We start from the raw sequence: 23,305 nt of genomic DNA, 5'->3' as shown, positions 1-23,305 counted from the left end.
TATTCATCTTTTTTTTACTGTTTTTGTTGCTTTTTTAAGAGAAAAAACAAAGTTCTCAATTTCAAGGAGAATTTTTTCTGGCTTCTTTAAATTCTTGGCTATTATATCAATAATTGCAGAACCTACAATAACACCATCAACTTCCGCTTCACAGATTTCTTTTACATGTGATGGATTTGAGATTCCAAAACCTATACAAATAGGAATTCTCTTTTTTATGCTTTCTAGTTGAAATTTAACTGATTTCACAAGTTTTTTTGATTCTTGATTAATATTTTCTCTTACTCCTGTTGTTCCTTTTAGTGATACAATATATAGAAATCCAGATGAGATACCAGCAATTTTCTTTATCCTTTCAGGTGAAGTTGTAGGAGATATTAATTGTATTAAATCTAACTCTGTTTTTTTGCATATTCTTTGTATTTCCTCGGATTCTTCCAAGGGTATATCTGCAATAATTATCCCATCTACGCCATTGTTCTTGAAATCTTTCAAATTTCTCTCCATAATTTCATCAATACCAATAACATTGGCATATGTAAGCACAACTATTGGTTTTTTTGTCATATTCTTCACTTTTTTTAACAATTCTAATGATTTATCAAACGAATATTGGTTATTGAGGCATCTTTTATTTGAAGATTGAATTGTGGGACCATCTGCCAAAGGATCACTAAATGGAATTCCTAATTCAAGAATATCAGAAAATTGTGCAATTTTTTGGATAATTTTCATGAATAGTTCTGGATTTGGGTCTCCAAGCGTTAAAAAGGGGATAAATGCGCATTCATTCAATTTTTCTAGTTTATTAAAAGCATTAGTTATCATATTCAGCAAAAACAACCTCCCGTAAAAATAGGATAGTTTCTCTTGTGTTCCTTTTTTGTATTATTTGTTGATTTTAGTTGTGATTTTTGTTCAATTTGCCCAGAAATAAATGGAATCACTCTTTCAATATCTTTTGCTCCTTGACCGCTTAAATTAATTACAATGACATTATTTTCATCTAGTTTTGATGCTAATTTTAATCCAAAAGCTATAGCATGGCTTGATTCCAAAGCAGGAATTATTCCTTCCATTCGTGATAATTCAATAAATGACTTTATCGCTTCAGTATCATTGATGTAATCTGTGTTTATTCTTCCAATTGATTTTAAATAGCAAAGTTCAGGACCAACACCTGGATAATCTAAGCCTGCGCTAATTGAATACGAGTTTAGGATATTTCTATTTTTATCTTGAAGTAACAATTGCCTTGAACCATGTAAAATTCCTTCTATTCCTCTATTTAAAGCAAGACTGTGGAAATCTGTATTTGCACCTTTTCCTGCAGCTTCGATTCCATACAATTCGACATTTGGATTTTCAATAAATTCATAAAATGCACCAATTGCATTTGATCCACCACCTACACAAGCAATTATTGCATTGGGTTCCTTCTGTATTAATTTATTAAGTTGTTCTCGAATTTCTTCTCCAATTACTTTTTGAAAATCTCTAACCATCAATGGATAAGGATGAGGCCCAACCACACTTCCAATTAAATAATAAGTATCTTCAACACAAGTAATCCAATATCGTAATGCTTCTGAAATTGCATCTTTAAGGGTTTTTGTCCCTGAATTAACAGGGATGATTTCTGCACCTAATAATTTCATCCGTTCAACATTATGTTTTTGGCGAATCATATCTTCAGAGCCCATAAAGATTTTCGTTTTCATTCCAAAATAAGCACCGGCTATTGCTGTTGCGAATCCATGTTGGCCTGCTCCAGTTTCGGCAATTAACTTTGTTTTACCCATTTTTTTTGCAATTAATGCTTGAGCAATTGTATTGTTGAGTTTGTGTGCTCCACCATGAAGTAAATCTTCCCTTTTTAGATATATTTGGCAATGATATTTCTTACTCAAGTTTTTTGCAAATGTTAAGGGTGTTGGTCGACCCATAAAATTCTTTCTAATTGATTTTAACTCATTTATAAAAGAAGGGTCTGATTTCAATTGTTTGTATGCATCTTTTAACTCATTTATCGCCGAAACAAGCGTCTCGGGAATATACATACCTCCAAATGACCCAAACTTACCATTATCTGAAGGATATTTTTCATTGTATTTTGTTATATTCATATGTAAAATGCCTCCTTGAATTTATTTAAAAAATATGATATTTTTTGAATATCTTTCTCTCCTTTTTCATTTTCTAGTGATGAACTGCAATCAATTCCAAATGGATTTGTAATATCGTAAATTTCCTTGAAATTTTCGGAATTTATTCCTCCTGATATAATAAATCTATAATTAGAATTTTGTGAAATCAATTTTCGCGCATAATTTACATGAAGACTTTTCGCTTTTCCTTCACTTGCATCAAGAATAAACGAAAATATTTGATCTTTAACTAATTTTGGAATATCCTCTTGCATTTTGCAAAAATCATTTTCATTTTCAATTGCTAAAATGATTTTTTTTAATATAGATGGATTTTGTTTCGATATTTCTCTTATTAATTTAAATTTACCCTTACCATGAACTTGGATAAAATCAGGCGATAAAATATCTATTAATTCGTAGATTTTTTCTATTAGGATATTTTTGCAGACAATAACTTTTGATAAAAATTCAGGTACTTGCAAAAAGATTTTTTTAATTTTTTCAATAGATAAATTACGGTGGGAATGTGGAATATTGTAAATAACTCCAATTGCGTTGCAATATTGAAAATCAACCTGGGTGAAAATATCTCCACTTGTAATTCCACAAATTTTTAAAAAAGGGACCTTTCTTCGGAGTAAAAATCTAATATTGTTACTGATATCTCCATTTTTTGTTATTGTAGTACCAATTAGCGCTCCAGAAATTCCTGTTTTTAATAGTCCTAAAATATTGGAAAAAGATTGAATTCCACTTTCAGAAATAACGGGTATTTTAGGAAAAATTTTATGAATTTTTGGAAACATGTTTTTCGTCGTATTTAAATCTATTTCTAAAGATTGTAAATTTCGATTATTTATACCAATAACAAACGAAGACAAATAGGAAGTTAAAGGTTTAATTTTCTCTAGGTCTAATTCATCATTTATTTCAACTAAAGGTTCTAAACCTTCTTTAATTGCTGATTTGAAGAATTTGAAGAATCTTTCTTGACTATATATCTTTGGAATTAAAAGAACATTTGAAGCACCTAATTTCTTTCCTATTTTCAACTGAATTTCATCTATTATTATATCTTTTTGCAGAATAGGAATATTAAGAGGTGCAGTATTACTTACAATTTCTAAATTTCCATAGGAACCATGAAAAAGATAACTGATTGTTAAGACACTAAGTGCAGTTATTCCTTCTGCAAGCATTGCATTTATTTTTTCAGGGATTTTTCTAATGGTTGGAATAAAAATCGAACTATCTTTACTTGGATCATGAAATTTACCTTGTTTTAGGCTGTCAGTCAGATTATTTCTTAAATCAGATGAATGTAAAATTAACCCTCTGGATGGAGATGCTGCTTTTAATTCTCCAATAATGACAAAATCGTCAATAATAGATTGTAAGTTTGCAGGAATTATTTCAGAAAGTCTTTTTCTTTGAAATTTACCATTTTCTTTATATTTATCTGATTTGCTTTTTTTGATTACAGTTTCATTCCAGTAAGATTTCATTTTTAAAATTTCGTCTTTTTTAGAAAAGATCAGCTGATTCAATATTTCCATCACAATTCACCAGATTTTTACGCAGTTGGATTAAAATTATTCGATTTATTTACTAATTCATTTAATTTCTTAAGTGCGCTGCCCGATTCTAAAGAATTTTCTGCCAATTTTTTTGCTTGATTAAAATCACTTGTAATTCCACTTGCTAAAATACCATATGCTGCGTTTATTACTACAATGTCCTTTTTTACGGATTTTTCTTTATTCTCCAGAATATTTATTGCTAATTTTCGATTTTCTTCTAAAGATTTTGTTTGAATATCTTGTAAACTAAATTTTGGTAAACTAAAATCATCTGGAAATTTTGAATAATAAGTAATTTTATTATCTTTTATTTCTGCAAAATAAACTTCTGAAATTGGAATAATTTCATCAATGCCAGGGGAAGAATTTACAATGAATGCATGTTCAACCCCAATTTCCAAAAGAGATTCTGCCATTAAGGGGATCAACTCTTTATCATATACACCGATTAAATATCCTGATGCTGATGCTGGGTTTGTCAAAGGTCCTAATATATTGAAAATTGTCCGAATTCCTAATGATTTTCTAACTGGAACTGCATATTTCATTGCTGGATGAAATTTTGGTGCAAAAAGAAATCCAAAACCAATATCAGAAATAATCTTTTCGACTTCCTTAGGTTTAAGTGATATATTTACACCTAATGATTCTAAAAGATCTGCTGAACCGCATTTGGAAGAAACAGAGCGATTTCCATGTTTTGCAATTGAAACTCCTGCCCCTGCAGCAACTAATCCTGCTAAAGTAGATATATTGAATGTGTAAGATTTATCTCCTCCAGTTCCAACTATATCGACTAATCTTCCATTTATTTTTGGATATATTTTTTTAGAAAAATTTCTCATTGTTTGAGCAGAACCAGCAATAACTTCAGGTTTTTCACCACGAATTACGAGAGCTGTCAAAAAACTGGCAATTAGAGAATTATTTGCTTTTCCTTCCATTATTTCCCGCATTATCGCAGAAGCATGATGGATGTCTAAATTCTTTCCATCAATTAAGTATTTTATTCCGGTTTTTATTGAATTCATTTTCTTCATTTCTTTGCATTTTTTGAATAAAAAAAATACTTCATTTCAGAAAATATGCATTTTCTTTTCAGAAGTAGATAATTTTTAGCAAAATCTTAATTTTAAATTGAAAATATCAAATAAAATCAAGTGCTATATAATTAAGTCAATTACTGCCAAGACCAAGCAGATAAAGTGAATGAAATTAATAAACAAAAAGAGAAATAGATAGATAATACCAACTTCAATGAATATAGTGCAGAATTCCTGCAATTCATGTGTATTCTTTGGTTAGTATTATATAACATATTAATCATTCAACTAAGTTCTTCAATAGTTATAAATTACTATTGACAAAAATAATTATCTTTGATTATATATAAAATCTATGATAAATATCCGAAATTATTGTTGGTAGCCTACGCTATGGCTGAAAGATTGCACTGGTGTCCCATATTTTTTCATTTCATTCTTATTTCATATCTTTTTTTTCAGAATCACAACTTAATAGAAAATCGATAAAAAAAATCTTAATAGAAAACTATCGATTTCTAAAAAGTTTCTTAAATGAAAATAGAAAGACTAAAATAAATAAAAGAATCTTATGAGAATTAGTGCCAAGGCCAATATTTTCCTAAAAAAGCGTTTTTATTCTTTCCTTTGATTGACATTCTTATACTTTTTCTCACTAAATTATAATATACAAAAGGCAAGATTAGTATAAATAGTTATTTTTGAAAAATGGGAATTATTTGGGAAAATCTCGAATATTTGTGTATTTTTTTTAAAATGACCATATAATTTAAATGGTTCGGTTCAATATGAATTCTAACTCATGAGAAGAATTACAATAAATGTTCAGATGAATTCTAAAGGAATATTTCTATTTCTTTTTGGATTCTTAATAATAAGTTCGATAAATTCGTTTTTATTTACTGATTTAATTTCAAAAACAAATGTAAATATAAATGAAGAAAATGAATTTTCACAAAATCCATTCGTATCCAGATTAGAAATTCATTCATCCGATTTTTTATATGGAGTAGACTATTTAATTATTGTTCCTGATGAAAATGTGGATGCAGTGCAGGCATTGGCTAATTGGAAAAGTCAGAAAGGTGTTTCAGCTGTAATAATACCAATTGGATTTATTAATAGTAATTATGATGGTATAGATTTAGCTGCAAAAATCAAAGCATGTATTACTGATTATCATGAAAACTATCAAACAAAATGGGTACTTTTAGCTGGTGATGAAGACGATGTTCCAACACGTGAAGCATACGCACCTGAAGATTATTATAATGATGGTGATTATGTAAGTTGTGATTCATATTATACTGACTTAGATAACGATTGGGATTCAAACAATAATCAAATTTGGGGAGAATTGGATGATAATCTCGATTATCACCCAGAAGTTTATGTAGGGAGATTATCAGCAAATTCATACAGTGAACTTAAATTTCTCGCTGATCGAATTGTTCAGTATGAAAGTGCGCCTCCTGATGGTGATTGGTTTGGAACTGCTCTAATGGCAGGCGCCCAGTTGTTTTTCGATGAAGATTGGGATAATGACAGTCAACCCGATTATTTAGGTGGTGATTATAATCGTTTTACTCACTTTATTGATAAAACAGTGTTAAATAATAGCAATACTAATTGGTCCACTTATTATATGGGAGAAACTCAAGGGCTTGTTCCAACTAAATATTCTGTAAATGAAAGTATTTCTGAAGAGGGATTGGTTGCGCAGTTAAATCATGGTTATTCTATTGGAGCAATTGCCGGCCATGGAAATCCATATTCTATGTATCGAACTTTATTTTCAAAGGATTATGATGGTGATGGGTTATTTGATAGGAATGGCACTGGTTATTATGCTTCTCCAATAGATGAAACACTCTCATTGCCTTTGATAACAACATATGATGATTTAGCCCCAAATGCAAATGTACTTGGTTTTTATTATTTAGGAGGTTGTAGTGTAGGTACTTTTAATTCACCAACTGATTGTTTAACTGAAACATTTTTAAAAACTATTGCTATTGGTGCTATTGGAGGAAGTCAAGTAGTATGGGGTGAAGATGAATGGTATGAGCGTGAGTTTGGAGGGTGGTATTCTGATGGACTAACTTACAGATTTTTTGAACAACTTATGGCTAATCCACAACCTGGAGCTGCTTTAGCTTTAGCAAAAGAAGATTATGTCTTAGATAGAGCTAATCCACTTTATTATAATTCAGATAGACCATATTATCCAGATTGGGAAAATAAAACTTTAAAGCAAATGAATTTAATGGGCGATCCAGAGGTTCGTCTGTGGTTTGATCGCCCTCAAATTATGAATGTAACCAAAGATTATTATCAAAATTCCACCAATATAATGATTTCTGATAATAATAATTTGCCAATAGTCAATGCAACAATAACAATCACAAGAAATGAAAGTGTTATCTTTAAAGGATTTTCTTCACTAGATGGTATTATTCAAATTCCTTATAATTCATCTGAATTAAACACTTTTAATTTAACTGTTTATCATCCTGGTTATTTGCCTTACCAAAATTTGAATGAAATTCAGCCAGATGAGCCACAAACAGATGATACTTCATCAGATGATACTTCTTCGGATTTTACTTCAGATGATGATAATAATTCTGGATTAAAAATTTCTGGATTTTATACCCCAATAATTATGGGGGTTTTAGTGGTTTCATTAACTGGATTATACAATAGAAGAAAATCATGATTAAATATTTATACAGAAAATGTGATTGTGAAATATTAATCTTTAAATCACAATTTTGAATTATTTTCTTACATTTTTTCATATTTTTCGTGTTTTTTATTATTTCAATATTTAGAGAAGTAAAAATCTCACTTTTTCATAAAAAAGCTTATTCGTATCATTTTAGGGCATTTATACGTACTATCCATGATATTGCAAAAAAAAATTACAAAATGAGTCCCATTTCGCGATTTTGATGTAAATTTGGAGTTTTATAAATAAATAATAATGTTCCTTGCTTGTTAACTGAAATAGATAAAAAAAGTCTTTTTCTGTATAGGATTCTATAATTTGTGGATTGAAAAAGGATAGAAAAAAGAATGAAATGGAAAAAAAATTAATTAAGTGAATATCCTCGAGGAGCTGTGCGAGAATACTTTATAATATTTTCATTTTTTAGCTTATCAAAGATTTGATTAGTGTTCATGTCTGTAATGGATGCAACATGCTTTTCAATTGCTTCTAATAAATCTGATTTTTTAGTGAATAATGGTGTATCCTTGAAGATTTTAGAGATTGCATCTTGCACTTTAGGATCAAGAGATTTTGAAGTATCCTTAGTAAATGTATTTTTCTCTTCAGATTTTTCAGTTTGTTTCTTAGTTGGTTTTTTAGCTGGTTTTTCAACAGGTTTTTCAATTGTTTTTTTAACTGGTTTAACTGAAGGTTTTACTTTAGGTTTTACAGCTGGTTTTTTAGCAGACTTGGAGCCGGATTTTGGTTTAACTATGGTTTTAACTTCAACAGTTTTTGGTTTTTTGATTTGTACTTTTCGTTTTTTAGGTATACGTGTTTTTATTTTAGGTGGCTGGGGTTTAGGTCCAGTATATTGAGCAGGAATTCCGAGGGATTTTAAATAGGTAATACGTTCATTATCCATACCTTTCCGTCGTTTATCGATTAATAATTTGTGCTTCCTTACTTGATCTAATGTCAATCCCGCCGCACGAATTTCCTTCAAGCTGAATTTTTGAGGGACTTGAGTCTTCATATTTAAACCAAATTTTCTTTCTATTTAAAATCTCTATAAATTTTATTTTACAATTGTGGGAAATCAAAGGGAAGAATCATTATAGGAGTATTTCATTTAAATCATCTACAATTGGTAATTTAATCATTGTTTTTACTAAATTTTTATTTGGAGAAAACTTTCTAAGAATAGCGATGGAAATTCAAGCAGAATGTATGTCCTGTTTTCTCTCCCAAGTTCTTAAAAGTATGCGGTTATTGCGACCAAATATAGAAAATGGGGAGATTGTAAAAGTTCAAAAAAAAGTTATGCGAAAAATTATCCATGAAAACCATATAAAACTTCCCTATTATGGAAAAATTGTTTATCAAACGATTGCTGAAGAAATTAAAGCCCCAGATCCTTATCGATCGATAAAACAGCGAGATAATAACCTTGTCCAATCCTTAATTCCCAAAATAAAACAAGTATTGAAGTCATCTTCTGATCCTCTATTTACCGCTGTTAAATTAATGGTAATCGGCAATACCATAGATTTTGGGGCACCTCACAACTTTAATATAGAAGAAGATTTAAATAAAATTGAAGATGCTACATTGAATTCTAAAATTATGAAGCAATTTCGTCAGAAATTAACCCAAAGTAGAGTATTATTTATCATCGGTGACAATTGCGGTGAAGCCGTATTTGATAAGATCTTTATAGAATTCATACAAAAACACTACCCAAGCATACAAATAATTTATGGTGTGCGCGGTGGACCTGCAATTAATGATATTACTCGTATTGAAGCGGATGAAATTGGGTTATCAGAAATCTGTAAAGTTGTCGAAGGATCTTTATCTCCAGGAGTAATATTTGAAGAAGTATCTTCTGAATTTATCAAAGTATTTCAGAACGCAGATCTTATTATTTCAAAAGGGCAGGGAAATTTTGAGTCTTTAGAAGGTATTTCGAAATCATCTAAGTTGAAACCAAAAGGTTCATTATTCTATTTGTTAAAGGCGAAATGCTCAGTTGTTGCTGGTATTTTTAACGTTCCGATAGGAACTTTAATTTTTGAGCAAGAAAAATTGTCTGAATAAGAAAATAATTAGAATATGAAAATATTTTGAATAAGAAGCAAAAAAGAAAAGGAAATTTGGATTTGGAATGAATTTTATGAGGTGTAGATTCTATGATTTTTGCACCACAATTCCTTCCCAAGGTTTGAGAGTTATCTCATCTTTTTTTATCGGTACTGTTAATACAGTTGTCGAAGATAAAATTTTAGGTGTGTGGATTGGGCTGGAAAAACTCACTTCTTTTTTAGAAAAATTAAGAAATACATATATTTTCTGCTCTTTTCCATTCACAATTGTTGAACGCTTATATCCTAATACATTTTTTGGTAAAATTCCTGGTGCAAAAATGTTTATAGTACCTATTGCTAATGCAGGATATTTTTTACGTAATTCCAACAAGCGGTGATAACAATGCCAAATAGAATCCAGATCGCGCTTCATTTCTTCTACATTTATCTTTTTATATTCAGGATCAACTGGTAGCCATGGTGTAATTGTAGAGTTTTTAATATTATTAATAAAACCAGCATTTAAAGATGAAGACCATTGCATCGGAGTTCGACAACCATCGCGATTGATGGCACCTCCAGTTAATTTTTGTAATAAGACAATGATCCACTTTGGATAATTAAGAAATTTTGAAACTAAACCGTCTTGTGCCTTTTCAAATGGAATATCGCCTTGACGCATCCCAATTTCTTCTCCATAGTAAATGTACGGGATTCCCCGGACTGTTAACTGAAACATTGCATTTAATTTTGCTTTTCGGATATCATTTTTTAAAATTGTAATTCGGCGAGTTCTATCGTGATTTGAAAAAACCCATGTCGGCATATATGGATCTGGAAACCAACGTTCACTTTCTTGAAGTAATCGTAAAAATCCTTCATAACTAAATGGTGTTTCGAATGTTTTAAATTGAAAGACTGAGTGGATGCCTGGTGCTTCAGGAGTACCACAAAAAGCCCGAATTGATTGATATGAACCAAAAACCTCTCCAACCATAAAACGGGTAGGTGTATATTCATCAGTCAACTCACGCAAACGTTTGGTAAAGGCAATAGTATCGGGATGATTAATGGTCATTTTTGAAGATCTGAAAAGCATTCCTTGATCTGAATCTGAAGGTAAAATCTTGAATTTAAAAGGATTATCACGAAAATCTGCGTCTTCAAAAAGAGATCCCAATATATCCAATCGAAAACCATCTACACCCTTATCCAACCAAAATCGCATAATTTCTAGCATTTCTTCTTGTACGGCAGGATTTCTGAAATTCAAATCTGGTTGAAAGGGTAAAAAGGCAGCCCAATACCATTGATCAGTTGAAGGATCATAATGCCATCCGGAACCTCCAGTTTGTGATAGCCAATTATTGGGTGGTGCTTTTCCATTCGGTTTTTTGCCATCACGCCAAATATACCAGTCTCTTTTGGGATTCTCTCGATTTTTTCGTGATTCAACAAACCATGGATGTTCATCGCTAGTATGATTTAAAATCATATCCATTACGATTTTCATATCCCGGTTATGAATTTCTTCAATTAATTTTTCAGCATCATGCAAAGTTCCGTATTCGGGCGCAACATTTCGGTAATCTCTAATATCATAACCAAAATCACGCTGTGGAGAATCATAAAATGGTGAAAACCAAATAGTTTCAAACCCACTTTCTTTAATATAATCCAATTTTGAAATAATTCCTGGAAGATCTCCTATACCATCACCATTACTATCATAGTACGAGCGTGGATAAATCTGGTATACTGTAGTTTTCTTCCACCATGGAATTGAATAAATATTTACAGCCATTATTACTTCACTACTCCTATAATTATTGAAGAATGCAGATAAGGTTTACAATTATTTACAATTATTTACAACTACTTCTAAGTATTTTTTTGCTATTATTTCATTTTATTTCTTAATCCGTTATTGAAAAATCAAAAATACTATCCATACAATAAAGCCACCAGCTAAACTGTTAACTAAATTATCATTAAGATAGATGCAAAACAAATCAGCGAAAACAAATACAGTGGTTGTTCCAATTAAAATTAATAACAATCCAAAAAATGGGATATTTGCAGGAAGGAAAAATAAAATCCCGATCGCGCCAAGAATAGTACTTAAAATTCCCGCAATCAGCCCTTCCCACGTTTTTTTTGGAAATTTCCCCAGTCTTTGAAGTGGATGCCTGCCGAAATTTTTTCCAACGAGTGCCGCCAATGCATCTGAGATACATGAAATCCAAACTGCAATTAAAAGAACTTGAATGGGAATGCATGGATGAATCCACACCATATTTGCTAATAAAATTGGTGTCGCTCCATTTATGGTAAATTTTTCACGCTTCAAATCTAAAGAAGTACCGAACCATTTCCATGCCCATTTTGGGAGAACTCGCCAGTCTTCAATCCTTGTGATATCTCCAATCATCATTATCATCCAGAATAATGCACTAATTAAGAAATAGAAATAATTACGAAATTCCCATGAAGTTAACCCTTGTAGAAGTTGATACGGATAGATCTCCTCAGAAATTAAATAAATAAGTAGTACACCTAAAAATTGTAATATATGAAGACCTTTACGACTAAGATCGCGTAATAAAATGGCTTTACTGGAAAAGTTTTGCGTTTTTTCCGTCATTTCTGATAAAAAATTCTCGTATGAATATTCTGCGCGATATTGAAAATTCTTTTTCTTTTTTATAATATTTGGAAGTATATTTCCACCGAATAATATAAAAAATTCAAGAGAAAGAAGTAGAAAGAGGATGGAGGTAAGAAATTCTGCTGTTTTATCTGTAGGCTTTGTAAAAAGATTAAATACTTGAAATCCTTGATAAAAAAATAAAATTACGGCTGTAAGTTCAGAAATCCTAAAATTTCTCTTATTTGGATCATTCCATCGATGAAATATATGTAGTCCTAAGGCAATTCCAAAAGCAAAGATATAACAAGATATTCCCAGCAGCCAAAGATTCATTAATCCAATAGCAATGGACCATTGTTGAAAAAATTTAACATCCTTTATTCACATTACATGGAAAAAATTCTGAATCAAAGTAGAAATCATAATAAAAACGAAAAATAAAAAATAAGTTAGAAATGTTCATGAGATTTTTCGCATTTCTATATTTAATTTATAATCTTTTCACATATTTACTCGTTATTCTTGAGTTCTTCCTCTTTCTTTATAATAAATTGCCAAGCTATGTTCATCGCAGCTTGAATTGCTTGCGGCTCGATTTTATCAACTGTATCTTCAGGGGTATGATAAACTGATGCACGATTTGAATTACCCCATGGCATTCCCATTAGATTTGTTGCTTTTACTCCAATTCTCGCCATTTCTCCAGCATCAGTTCCACCAGTTAAGAATTCAATAGGTTTTGATGTACATGGATATCCTAGTGAATGTGCGATTTCAACACATTCTCTTACCATATCTTGAGAGAGATTGACTGTTCCATTAACGTCTGATGTCATGAAGAAGAAATCTTCCAAATAATACGGGCAATCGATATTGAAATTATAGGTGGCGATGGAGTTTAATTCTTTTTTATGCTTTTTTGCAAATGCTCTGGAACCTCGTAACCCAACTTCTTCTGCATCCCAGCTACAAATTAAAATTCGAGTATGATTTAAGGCCGATTCAGAAGAATTTTCTTTTGATTTTTTTAAATAAGCCACTTTCTTTCCAATTTCATTAGCAATAGCAACAGAAATCATATTATCTCCTGCCCCAGGAGTGCCCTTTTTTCCCCTAAAAAACCACATTTGGATTACTAAAAGAAGAGAAATTCCAGCAAAAATTTTAATACCCAAAACCCATGTTGGATTCTTATTTGTGGTTAATTGTATAATCCACCATATCCATGATAGTGACCATAGTAACGCAACTGAACCCAATCCTCCATACAATCGAACTGGATATAATTTGGGTTGATGCACAAAAAAGTTGAACACAAAAGCGCTATCATGATGGCCAGAAATAAGAATTTGTTGCTTTACTTCTCCTACTGGTTCAATTTTTCCAACAACATTGATTCCGATTTTTCTTCGCCAGAAGGGGTCGATGAATTCTTTGTAGAGAAAGAATTCCATTACCATCGCCACAATTCCTATTGTAATCAATAAACCTGAAATAAGGGGAATAGAAAACCACACAGAAATTGTGGCAAATAAGTATAAAGCAGTGATCAATTTAATCCAACCGAGAAATGCTTTAGGGTGAACTGGAAAAGGTTCTTCTTCTACTGTATCGCAGTATTGCCGAAATTCATTTGCAATAAGTTTGGCAGCTTTATGAGTGCTATTGTCTCCCGTAATTCGGGCACCTGTTTCTCTAATAATCTTTGAAGTAAATTCGATTGCTTGTTGTACTTCTTTTTCTACGAATGTGTATGAATCGAGTGAGTTGTTTTTTTTCATAATCTTATTTCATTTTTTCAAATTAAAAATGACAATGCAAAATCGGGCCAATAATAGAAAAACTAAACTGTCCAAAAATAGATATTTTCTTTTGCATGGCAAATCATGGTTGCAAAAAAAAAAGAAATTTATATTTGTAATGCATTTATTAAAAGAGCAAACACTTTGGAGTTTTCAAATTATGCTTAAGAAATATCATCTCGATAGGCGCCAACTCTTTTCGATTCTTATTGGGTTTATAATTAGCGCCTCTATATTGTTTCCTTTGGCTTTAAACACACTTTCACCATTCCAAGAAACTTCAAATCTCCGAGAAAACCGGATAGCAGATAATTACATTCCAAACTCCGCTGCTGATGTTTCTCCTTGGTGGAATGAAATATACGAATATCGTATTAAAATCACTGTATCTACGGGAGGGGTTTCTCAAACTGATTATCCTGTAGAATATTATCTTAATTTTAGCCAATTTTTGGTTGATAATGGTATTCCTCTTTCTCAAAATGATCGAGTAAATACCACTAATCTTCGAATAGTTGAGCAGACAGATTCAGCAATTGTTAAATCAACAATTCCTGTTCAATATGATCATACTGGTTCAAGTTTGACAGATCAAGGCGAATTGGCATGGGTAATCAGCGGAACATTCTCTGGTACAAAAACCTATTATTTATATTTTTGTTTGGGTAATACAGATGCCTTTGATAACCCAATAGTTCAGTCTGATTATTCACGTAGCATGTCGTACAAACCTTTCAGGTTACACCATGAAGGATACGAATATACTGCAGCGGAATTTCAAACTTATAAATCAACTCTTGAAATATACAGTGGACAAACTGGTGCTAGTGGGAATCCAAATTATGCATACGTTCAAAATACAACAATTGATGGGAAACGTGGAAATGGTGCTTTTTCTACTTCAGGTAATCTATGGTTGAGAGAAGCACTTGATAGTCCAATAAATACATCAAAATATTCATACCTTTATTTTACATATTCTGCTTATGTACATGATATTCCCTCTGCAAGTCCAACCTATACTGATTATGATATCATAGGCGCAGAACTCTGTATTTCTACATCATTTGCAACATCTACTTCATATGTTTATGGACCTCAAATATATGGAACTCAAAATTACTATGATACAAGTTTTTTGAAATCTCAAAATACATGGCACTATTATGTTTTTGATGTTCAAAGCCATTTCACAAACGATTTGTTACGTTATATCTATTATGTTCATGATGATGATGATGGAACTGGAGATGATCCAGATAATGATGGAGATCAATTTTATGCTGATTTTCCAGTGACATATGATGATTTATCCATTTGGAACGTTTCAGTCTCAAAAGATCCAAATACTCCTGCAAGTATATCAGCATCTACATTAGAATCAGTCTTCTCAAATTTCCGGATAACAGTACTTGATTTAGATGGTTTTCCTGTCCCAAATGCTAAGGTTAAAATTTGGAACCAAACACGAGATTGGAATCAAACAGGATATACAGATAACAATGGAGTTAAGAGCTTTGCAGACGTTTCCATCGGCCAAATCTATAATGTATCTGTTTCCTATACTACATCAGGAGTTGCTAATCCTGTAACATTTTCAATTGCATCCATTGAAAATGTGCAACTTAGCGATTTTAATTATAATTTAACGATAAATTCTTCGATTTGGTCAATGGAATTCTCAATAAGTGATCATGATGGAGATCCTATTGACCATGGTTTTGTTGTTCTTTATGATACGGGACAACCAGTCTATAACGGCAGCTTAGATTCAGATGGATACACAACAATTCGCTATAAAAATGATTCAACTAGTTATGATTACAAGGTATTTTATGACACAACTGAATTAGGTGATTTATATAATTATGCAGATCCTTTCATTGAAATTCAGAGTGGAACTGTTACAAGAAATTCTGCGAGTTCAGGAACTTGGGTAGAGTATGGCTTAGTTGATCAAGCGAATTTAGTTGGTAGTGGGAATTATACTGATAATACTTTAGCTATTTTTAGTACAACATCTGATGATTTTAATAATGCTCTTTTAGGAACTATTCATGTTGATCTTTATAATTTTTCAGATAGCATCACCAGTTACCAATTATTAGGTTATGATCGAAATGATGTAGAATCAACTTTAGTCAGCGAATCTGGAAGTTTCCCTGAAAATGTATCATTTGATGTAAATGGTTTTGAGATATCCTATTTCAAAATTCGTATAGTAGATAGTGGTGTGGCACCACTACAATCAGGTGTTATTAATGTGAGTTATTATTTACGCACTACTGAAACTTTGATTTGTAATATTTCTACTATTACATTGAATATTAGTGGAGATACAGGTACTTCAATAGAACCATTAGCTAATGCTGTTATTCTATTAGCAAATGAAACAAGTGGTGAATCTATCGCAAATATCACCACAACAACTTCTGGTTTAATTAATTTTACGTATTTCCGTTATACTCCTGAATCTTATGGAAATTTCACATTACAAGTGAGATTTGTTGGTGCTTTAGCTGATATTAATCAAACTAACAATCCTACAGATGCACTTTCAGATTGGGGTGAAACTCAGAAATTTACACTGGACACAAAAGTGCAGAAGGATGTTTTGGTGAATTTTCGAGATACTAATTATGAGACACAAATTAATGTTACCAATATTGATCCATCAATTGCGGTTACTCTTGTTTGGGGTGAATTACAACTCATTCAAGTTAATTATACCTACATTCAAGGCACAAATGATCCTGTTTCGTTACCTGTTGACAAAATGGAGTATTTGGTTTATGACGCTGAATTAAGTTTAATTGCATCAGGTGAAATGAGTTGGATAAAAGATGGTGAATATGAGTTTAATTTTAATAGTAGTCACGTAATTGCTGACACTCAATATACTATACGATTTCGAGCTACAAAAGCCGGTTATCCTGATCCAAGTTATCAAGATGAAGTTCGGATTACTGTTAATCAAGTTCCTACTCAAGCGGATGTTTTCGAGACATCATCGGGGTTATCGATTAAATCTACTATAATTGAGAAGAAATGGGGCGAAATCTTCAATGTTACAGTAACATATCAACGTAGTGATGATTCATCAGATTTAAGTGGTGCTACAGTGATTTTGGATTGGTATTATGACCATGGATTAACGATGGTTGAGCAATCAGGTAATGGTTATACAAATTATACTGTAGCAATTGATACATCTAAAGTCACTTCATTAGATAAATATCGGGTGGATATTACAGCAAATTTGCAGAATCATACTATTCAAACTATTTACTTTGATTTAGATGTAGTAGAAATACCCACAACAATTAATTCTGACGATTATCTTGATCGAATTCAAATGTATTGGAAAGAAAACTTTTCAGTTACTGTAAATTATACTGATACTTATAATTCACAGACTATTTCTGGTGCTAACGTTTATTATACTATAGTTGGTGATTCAGCATTTCATGAATATACGATTAATGAAATTGGAACGACTGGAATCTATGAAATAGAAATAAATTCAACACAATTTGGTGAAGTGGGGAATTATACCCTTCAAGTAGTTGCAATGAAAGATAATTATGTTACACAGCAAATGTGGGTATCTTTTACAATTAATATTCTACCTACATCCTTTATTTCTCAAGTTTCTGATTTAACACCATACTGGCTTGAAAACTTTTCTATTTCAGTAAATTATACTGATACGCATAACTCGTTGCCAATTAGTGATATTTCTGTAAGTTATAGTATAACAGGTTCTTCATTTAGTGAATCTGGAGCATTGATAAATGACGGAAATGGAATTTATTCGATAGAATTTAATACAACTCATTTTTCAAAAGCCGGTATCTATACCTTTAAAATTGATGCTGTTAAACCAAATTATGAATCTCAATCAATTAGTATTTCTGTAGAAATTCTTATTATACCTGTTAATTTTTCAACTAGTCAATCAGAATATAATAAGGAATTAAATCAAGTTTTTACAATTTCAGTTAAAGCAGAAGATATTAGAAATTCAGGCTCTCCGATTAGTATTTATGACGGAACAGTAAGTTTTACAGTTACAGGTCAAAATTTCACAAAATCTGGATTTTTAAGTTCAGTTGGAGGTGGATATTATGAAGATTCATTTAATACATCTTCATATTTTGATGGTAAAGTAGGTACTTTTAGTTTTCAAATAACCTTTACAAAAGATCAATATCAAACTTCAACTTTAACAGTAATTGTAAATATAGAAATTATTCCAACAACCTTGACTACTTCAAATACAACAATCACTCTGTTCTGGGAAGAAAGCTTTACAATTGCAGTTACTTATCTCGATGCACGGGATAGTTCTCCTCTTGTAGATGCAAGTGTTAGCTATACTATTACAGGTTCAGGTATAACTACAAGTATTCAATCGTTACCTCATGTTGGTAGTGGAGTATTTTCAAAAGATTTCATTAGCGATATTGATTTTAACCGAACAGGAACTTATACGTTCACTATAACTGCTGAATTATCTGAGCATCAAACTCAAACACTTACAATCACAGTATACATTGAAACTGTTCCCACAAATCTAAGTTCTACTGAAAACATTAATGTTTATTGGGGAGAGGAGTTTACACTTTCAGTTTATTTCGAAGATATTCGTGATCTTCTAAATTCTGTGCCAATCACAACCGGGGCAACTGTCTCTTATACTGTAACAGGTCCTGTTGGTTATTCTGGTTCTGGAACTTTACTTCATTATGCATCTTATCCTGGAACTTATCGAGATACTTTGAATTCTACTGATTTTGGGTTCAATGGGACCTATACATTTGTAATTTCAGCAATGAAAAATCAATACGAAACTCAAACTGTAACAATTACAGTAAACATTAACATCATTCCAACAAAGTTAACTGCAGAACATTTGTCAATTTCGGTGAATTGGGGTGAATCATTTGAACTTTCAGTATATTATGAAGATCTCTATAATTTAATTGCAATCAATGATGGAACTATTAGTTATTCTGCATCAGGACCGAATGATTTTGCAGATTCTGGATTTTTAACATCTTTAGGAACTGGGTGGTATTCTATTTCATTTGATGCAATTGAGGGTGGACAATTCGTTGCAGGGACTTATACTTATTTAGTCACCGCTCAAAAAAGTCAATATTTAACACAAAGCCTTTCAATTACTGTAAATATTGCCGTTATTAATACAACTTTAACAACTGCAAGTGACACAATTGCTGTAGCATGGAATGATAATTTTACAATAAGCGTTATCTACTTTGATGAAGATAATTCAGAAAATATCACAGATGGGTCTGTGACATACACAGTTACAGGACATCCTGAATATAACGGATCAATTCTCTATTCAATTGTTCTTAATGCTTATGTAATCGAATTTAATTCAACATATTTTGGAACAAATGGAACCTATTCATTTACAATTACAGCTTCAAAAAATCAGTATGAAACACAACAGCTTGTAATTAATGTTGATATCGGAATTCGACCGGTAAATTTCACCACGAATGCCTCAAAAATTTACATTTACTGGGAAATGAATTGTACATTATCTGTAAGCTATTTTGATATTTATGATTCATTGAATCCGGTTGCTATTTCAAGTGGAACAGTAAGTTACGTTGTAAGTGGGACTGGAGATTACAGTGATTCTGGTGCATTTTCAAATGCTGGGAATGGAAATTATGAATTATTCTTAAGTTCTTTTGATTTTGGACAAGCAGGAAGTTATACATTCGAAATTACTGCTTCAAAGCCTCAATATGCCACACGGACATTGGTAATTACGGTTACAATAATGACCATTCCAACTGAATTGTCTTCTTCCTATGAAAACGATACAATTACTCTATATTGGGGTGAATCAGAGAATTTAACTGTATCATTCGATAATCTAATCAATTCAAGTGCTCCAGTAGGAATTGGAGATGCCACTGTCTCTTATTATGCTGCTTCGTTAGGAATGCCAAATGGAGATTTACTTCCACAAAATGATGGAATGTATACATTTGATTTGCAGTCTATTGATTTCGGCCAAGCTGGAACATATACATTCCGAATTACTGCAACTAAGAATCAATATGAAACACAGCAATTAGTATTAACAATCCATATTTTAGTCATTCCAACCAGCTTTACCACAGAACAAACAAATTATACTGTAACCTGGCGGGATCAATTCATTATTACTGTTCAATTTACAGATTTATACCGAAGCACTGGAATAACAGATGGTACTGTTTCATTCTATGTTGGTCAGCAAGCAGGATTGACTGGAATATTATCTCATGAAGCAGGAGGGATCTATTCCATTGCCATAAATTCTACCGATTTTGCAGGTGTTGGAAGTTATACCCTATATGTTACTGCTGAAAAGTACCAATATTCTACCCAAATAATAACATTTTATTTGGTAATTGATCCAATTCAGACACGAATTAATAATACTATATTCTTGCGAAACGATATCAGCATTAATGTTAGTACAACTCATTATTTCTATATAACATACGGTGAAATTGATGGAACGGCTATAACTGGTGCAAATGTTGCCTATTTTGAATGGGAAGATTCTTCTGGGACACATTCGGGATTGTTAACCGATATGGAAAATGGATACTACCGAATGGATTTTGATACAATCAGTAAACCAGTTGGAACCTATCTCATTGCTGTGTATCTTGGAAAGAATAATTTCGTAACTCGATCTGCAACAATAACTTTAATTATCAAGGAACGACCAGTTGTGGTTGAATTAGGAGAACAAATTGCTTCTAAAGTGGCAGAAACTCCTGAAGGAAATATGATTGTTATCGAGTTTAACCTGACAGACCCAGTTGATAATGCACCATTAACGGGTGCAACCGTTACAATGCATTATCGAGGAAAAAATATTCCAATTCCAGAAACGGATACACCTGGGTTATACAAATATGTTATTGATACAAATTCTGAAGAATACAACGCCTTAGTGGCCGCTATTACTGATACAGCAACAATCACAGTTGAAAAAGCAAATTATACTATCGCACCCTTTGATATCACAATCTCGGTTACTCCTCCAGAATTTACTGTTGGTGGAGTAGGGGTACCTAAGATTTTTGTCTATATTGGTGGTAGTGTGGCTTTAATTGCCATAGCAATTGCTGGAACAACCCGATATATTCGATATGCACGAATTCCGCTGATTATCAAACAAATAGATAAAACTAAAAAGATGATTTCAGGAAACAAAGTAATATCTGATGAGAATCTTACAAAAACCTACGAAGAAGAAATTTCTGATCGCTTCAAAGATTATTGGGAGCTACTAGACTTAGATATCACTTCAATTCTGGGAGTAGGAAAGTCAAAAACACCTGAATCTATGGATGAATTAGGTTCATCTGCAGAAGGAGGTCTTTAAAATGCCCACAGGAATGGTTATCATGCACTGGGATGAGCGAATAGGTGTGGAAATTCTCGGAGCTTATCCAAAGGAAACACAAATTCAAGAAAAAACGCTAATGCAGTTATATTCTCAACATGAGTTTACTGGAGAAGCAGGTCTTGTTTCAATTACTGCTGGTGCTATTAATTTAGCATCCTATTATACTGGACCTGATTCTGCAGTATACATAATCTTGCTTCTTACCGCTGAAGAAGATGGCGATGTATATGAAGAAATATTAGCTGAAACTTCGCGTCAGATAATCCCAAATCTCGATTCAGGAAATCTTGATGCACTTTTACCTCCTCTTTTTCAAAGGTTATCTGTGTATCCTACTCTTACAGATGAACAAAGGATGTGTATGGATTACAACAGCGAGGTTAAGCGTTTGATTATTCAACGTCTTCGGGATGAAGCTGCCGTAAGTAAATCAGAAATTGCTATATGGTTAAAAGATCAATATCGTGAAGGATTCGTTGATGTTGAGAATATTTTAACAGGAATGGTAAAAAGTGGCTTGGTTAAAATAGCTTCTGTAAAAGGTTTATCGTCTGATATGGTTTTTCTTGCTCAAGGATTGATGATATTGCGTATTCCTCCCAAGGAATTAATTAAAGATCCTGTAGATCGACATCTTCCAGAATCTTTAAAAAATGATTATCTTAAAGAAGTTCGGAGCTTTTTTGAAGCATACAAACCAAATGATAAAGATAATCTTAAAATTATCGATGATATCATGTTGGATCCTCAGTGTTATGAAGTTTTGAAACTTTTAAGGGAAGCAATGGTAACACGGAATGATCTAGAAAAACTTCGAAAGAAAGGAGTTGAAGAATTAGATCTTGTACTTCGGAAATTCTGGGAAAATCGAATGATTGCGGTGTTTCAAGATGATAAAGGAAACGAGTATTATAGTTTGATCAGCGATTTTTTCATTCAAAAATATTTCCCGCTTCATCTTTTAGATACAATCCGTAAACAATACCGTACCAAAGCCCAAAATTCGAATGTATTGATTAAAGCATTGGATTTAATGAAAGAAGAATTTTACTTGATGCAAAAAGCCAAATCTATCGAGAAGAATGCAAAAAGTGCAACTGAAGTTGTATAAATTCTGTTTTTTTTCTTTTTATTCTATTCTCCTTTTTTTGTAATTTTTCGAAAAAACATAATTAAAAAATCATTTTAAGTTCTTCTATCATATGTTCCTGTTGATTAAAAAAATAATCAATTAACGCGGTCAAATTACTAAATCGATCTATCTTCCCATCAAAATTAGCAATTTCTTCGGGAGAATATTGAGTTTTAAAGATTTTTGCGATTTTTTCTAATATTTTTTGCATTGTTTTCCGTTTCTTTGTTTTTGTTGATCTTCCAATTAAAGTAACATGATATTCTGGTATTTTATAATTTGAAAGGAAATTGTTGCCCATAGTTATATCATCAATTGAAGTATTTGCACATTCTTCACCAAATTGATTAATAGCTGCAAAAAAAGAACCAAAAAGTGCAGGATTCATTTTTTTTTCTATTGCATAATTATAAAGACACACTCCTGATTCGTGTATTATCCATAATTCATCTAGTTCATCCATTTTTATTCACCTTTTTATTGCAAAAAATCATTCTTTATTCAAAAAATTCATTTTGTCTATTTATTTTTCACTTAATGGAATAATTCTTAAATATTCTCCAAAGAATTGAGTGTATTTTAAGATCTTAGAATTATAAGTTTTTTCGCTTTTTTGCCAATTCAGCCTCCCACTTCCGCCGCCTATCCCAAAAAGTTTTTTGTCGGTCATTTAAGCCCGGGAGAAGGAGAGGTTG

At 31.8% G+C, this 23,305-nt stretch carries 13 protein-coding genes; 4 read left to right on the top strand and 9 right to left on the bottom strand.

Features of this window, described 5'->3' with window-relative positions:
* Positions 1-3: 3 nt before the first annotated feature.
* The 4 genes from trpA to trpD are packed head-to-tail and all read right to left on the bottom strand — an operon-like array spanning position 4 to position 4,761.
* Complete coding sequence (gene trpA, locus ACXLDF_RS04120) at positions 4-828, bottom strand: tryptophan synthase subunit alpha (RefSeq protein ID WP_457557228.1); 825 nt, start codon at positions 826-828, stop codon at positions 4-6.
* Positions 829-830: 2 nt separating this feature from the next.
* Positions 831-2,126: a tryptophan synthase subunit beta gene (gene trpB / locus ACXLDF_RS04115; protein WP_457557227.1), complete on the bottom strand. Its 1,296-nt coding sequence runs from the start codon at positions 2,124-2,126 to the stop codon at positions 831-833.
* Complete coding sequence (gene trpF, locus ACXLDF_RS04110) at positions 2,123-3,706, bottom strand: phosphoribosylanthranilate isomerase (RefSeq protein ID WP_457557226.1); 1,584 nt, start codon at positions 3,704-3,706, stop codon at positions 2,123-2,125. The genes trpB and trpF overlap by 4 nt, the downstream gene beginning before the upstream one ends.
* Before the next feature lie 17 nt (positions 3,707-3,723).
* Positions 3,724-4,761, bottom strand: a complete 1,038-nt coding sequence (gene trpD / locus ACXLDF_RS04105) for an anthranilate phosphoribosyltransferase (protein WP_457557225.1) — start codon at positions 4,759-4,761, stop codon at positions 3,724-3,726.
* An 814-nt stretch (positions 4,762-5,575) separates the two neighbouring features.
* Between trpD and ACXLDF_RS04100 the strand changes: the two genes are divergently transcribed.
* Entirely contained in the window at positions 5,576-7,492 is a 1,917-nt protein-coding gene (locus ACXLDF_RS04100; protein ID WP_457557224.1) for a C25 family cysteine peptidase, read from the top strand.
* A 376-nt stretch (positions 7,493-7,868) separates the two neighbouring features.
* On the opposite strand, the gene ACXLDF_RS04095 is transcribed toward ACXLDF_RS04100, so the two are convergent.
* Positions 7,869-8,522: an eL13 family ribosomal protein gene (locus ACXLDF_RS04095; protein WP_457557223.1), complete on the bottom strand. Its 654-nt coding sequence runs from the start codon at positions 8,520-8,522 to the stop codon at positions 7,869-7,871.
* 173 nt (positions 8,523-8,695) lie between these two features.
* On the opposite strand from ACXLDF_RS04095, the gene ACXLDF_RS04090 reads away from it, so the two are divergent.
* A complete protein-coding gene (locus ACXLDF_RS04090) occupies positions 8,696-9,586 on the top strand; it encodes a damage-control phosphatase ARMT1 family protein (RefSeq protein ID WP_457557222.1) in 891 nt (296 codons plus the stop codon).
* Between the two features lie 90 nt (positions 9,587-9,676).
* Here the strand turns inward: ACXLDF_RS04090 and ACXLDF_RS04085 are convergent, their stop codons facing one another.
* The 3 genes from ACXLDF_RS04085 to ACXLDF_RS04075 all read right to left on the bottom strand — a co-directional run bounded on the left by ACXLDF_RS04085 (position 9,677) and on the right by ACXLDF_RS04075 (position 14,004).
* Entirely contained in the window at positions 9,677-11,377 is a 1,701-nt protein-coding gene (locus ACXLDF_RS04085; protein WP_457557221.1) for an alpha-glucosidase, read from the bottom strand.
* A 120-nt stretch (positions 11,378-11,497) separates the two neighbouring features.
* Entirely contained in the window at positions 11,498-12,556 is a 1,059-nt protein-coding gene (locus ACXLDF_RS04080) for a hypothetical protein (protein ID WP_457557220.1), read from the bottom strand.
* 176 nt (positions 12,557-12,732) lie between these two features.
* Positions 12,733-14,004 (bottom strand): M28 family metallopeptidase, encoded by a 1,272-nt coding sequence (locus ACXLDF_RS04075; RefSeq protein WP_457557219.1) that lies wholly within the window; start codon positions 14,002-14,004, stop codon positions 12,733-12,735.
* Positions 14,005-14,185: 181 nt separating this feature from the next.
* On the opposite strand from ACXLDF_RS04075, the gene ACXLDF_RS04070 reads away from it, so the two are divergent.
* Together ACXLDF_RS04070 and ACXLDF_RS04065 are read left to right on the top strand one after the other, a co-directional pair.
* On the top strand, positions 14,186-21,454 hold the full coding sequence (locus ACXLDF_RS04070) for a hypothetical protein (protein WP_457557218.1): 7,269 nt from the start codon (positions 14,186-14,188) through the stop codon (positions 21,452-21,454).
* Between the two features lies 1 nt (position 21,455).
* Positions 21,456-22,589, top strand: coding sequence for a hypothetical protein (locus ACXLDF_RS04065; protein ID WP_457557217.1), 1,134 nt, complete (start codon positions 21,456-21,458; stop codon positions 22,587-22,589).
* Between the two features lie 61 nt (positions 22,590-22,650).
* On the opposite strand, the gene ACXLDF_RS04060 is transcribed toward ACXLDF_RS04065, so the two are convergent.
* A complete protein-coding gene (locus ACXLDF_RS04060) occupies positions 22,651-23,073 on the bottom strand; it encodes a hypothetical protein (protein WP_457557216.1) in 423 nt (140 codons plus the stop codon).
* Positions 23,074-23,305: the final 232 nt, after the last annotated feature.

This window comes from Candidatus Harpocratesius sp. (assembly GCF_054039255.1).
This window is presented reverse-complemented; position numbering and strand designations above follow the sequence as displayed.

Bases quoted from the DNA above. Each gene is read 5' to 3' on its own strand.
- trpA (WP_457557228.1), bottom strand. From the start codon at position 828: ATGATAACTAATGCTTTTAATAAACTAGAAAAATTGAATGAATGCGCA.
- trpB (WP_457557227.1), bottom strand. From the start codon at position 2,126: ATGAATATAACAAAATACAATGAAAAATATCCTTCAGATAATGGTAAG.
- trpF (WP_457557226.1), bottom strand. From the start codon at position 3,706: ATGGAAATATTGAATCAGCTGATCTTTTCTAAAAAAGACGAAATTTTA.
- trpD (WP_457557225.1), bottom strand. From the start codon at position 4,761: ATGAATTCAATAAAAACCGGAATAAAATACTTAATTGATGGAAAGAAT.
- ACXLDF_RS04100 (WP_457557224.1), top strand. From the start codon at position 5,576: ATGAGAAGAATTACAATAAATGTTCAGATGAATTCTAAAGGAATATTT.
- ACXLDF_RS04095 (WP_457557223.1), bottom strand. From the start codon at position 8,522: ATGAAGACTCAAGTCCCTCAAAAATTCAGCTTGAAGGAAATTCGTGCG.
- ACXLDF_RS04090 (WP_457557222.1), top strand. From the start codon at position 8,696: ATGGAAATTCAAGCAGAATGTATGTCCTGTTTTCTCTCCCAAGTTCTT.
- ACXLDF_RS04085 (WP_457557221.1), bottom strand. From the start codon at position 11,377: ATGGCTGTAAATATTTATTCAATTCCATGGTGGAAGAAAACTACAGTA.
- ACXLDF_RS04080 (WP_457557220.1), bottom strand. From the start codon at position 12,556: ATGAATCTTTGGCTGCTGGGAATATCTTGTTATATCTTTGCTTTTGGA.
- ACXLDF_RS04075 (WP_457557219.1), bottom strand. From the start codon at position 14,004: ATGAAAAAAAACAACTCACTCGATTCATACACATTCGTAGAAAAAGAA.
- ACXLDF_RS04070 (WP_457557218.1), top strand. From the start codon at position 14,186: ATGCTTAAGAAATATCATCTCGATAGGCGCCAACTCTTTTCGATTCTT.
- ACXLDF_RS04065 (WP_457557217.1), top strand. From the start codon at position 21,456: ATGCCCACAGGAATGGTTATCATGCACTGGGATGAGCGAATAGGTGTG.
- ACXLDF_RS04060 (WP_457557216.1), bottom strand. From the start codon at position 23,073: ATGGATGAACTAGATGAATTATGGATAATACACGAATCAGGAGTGTGT.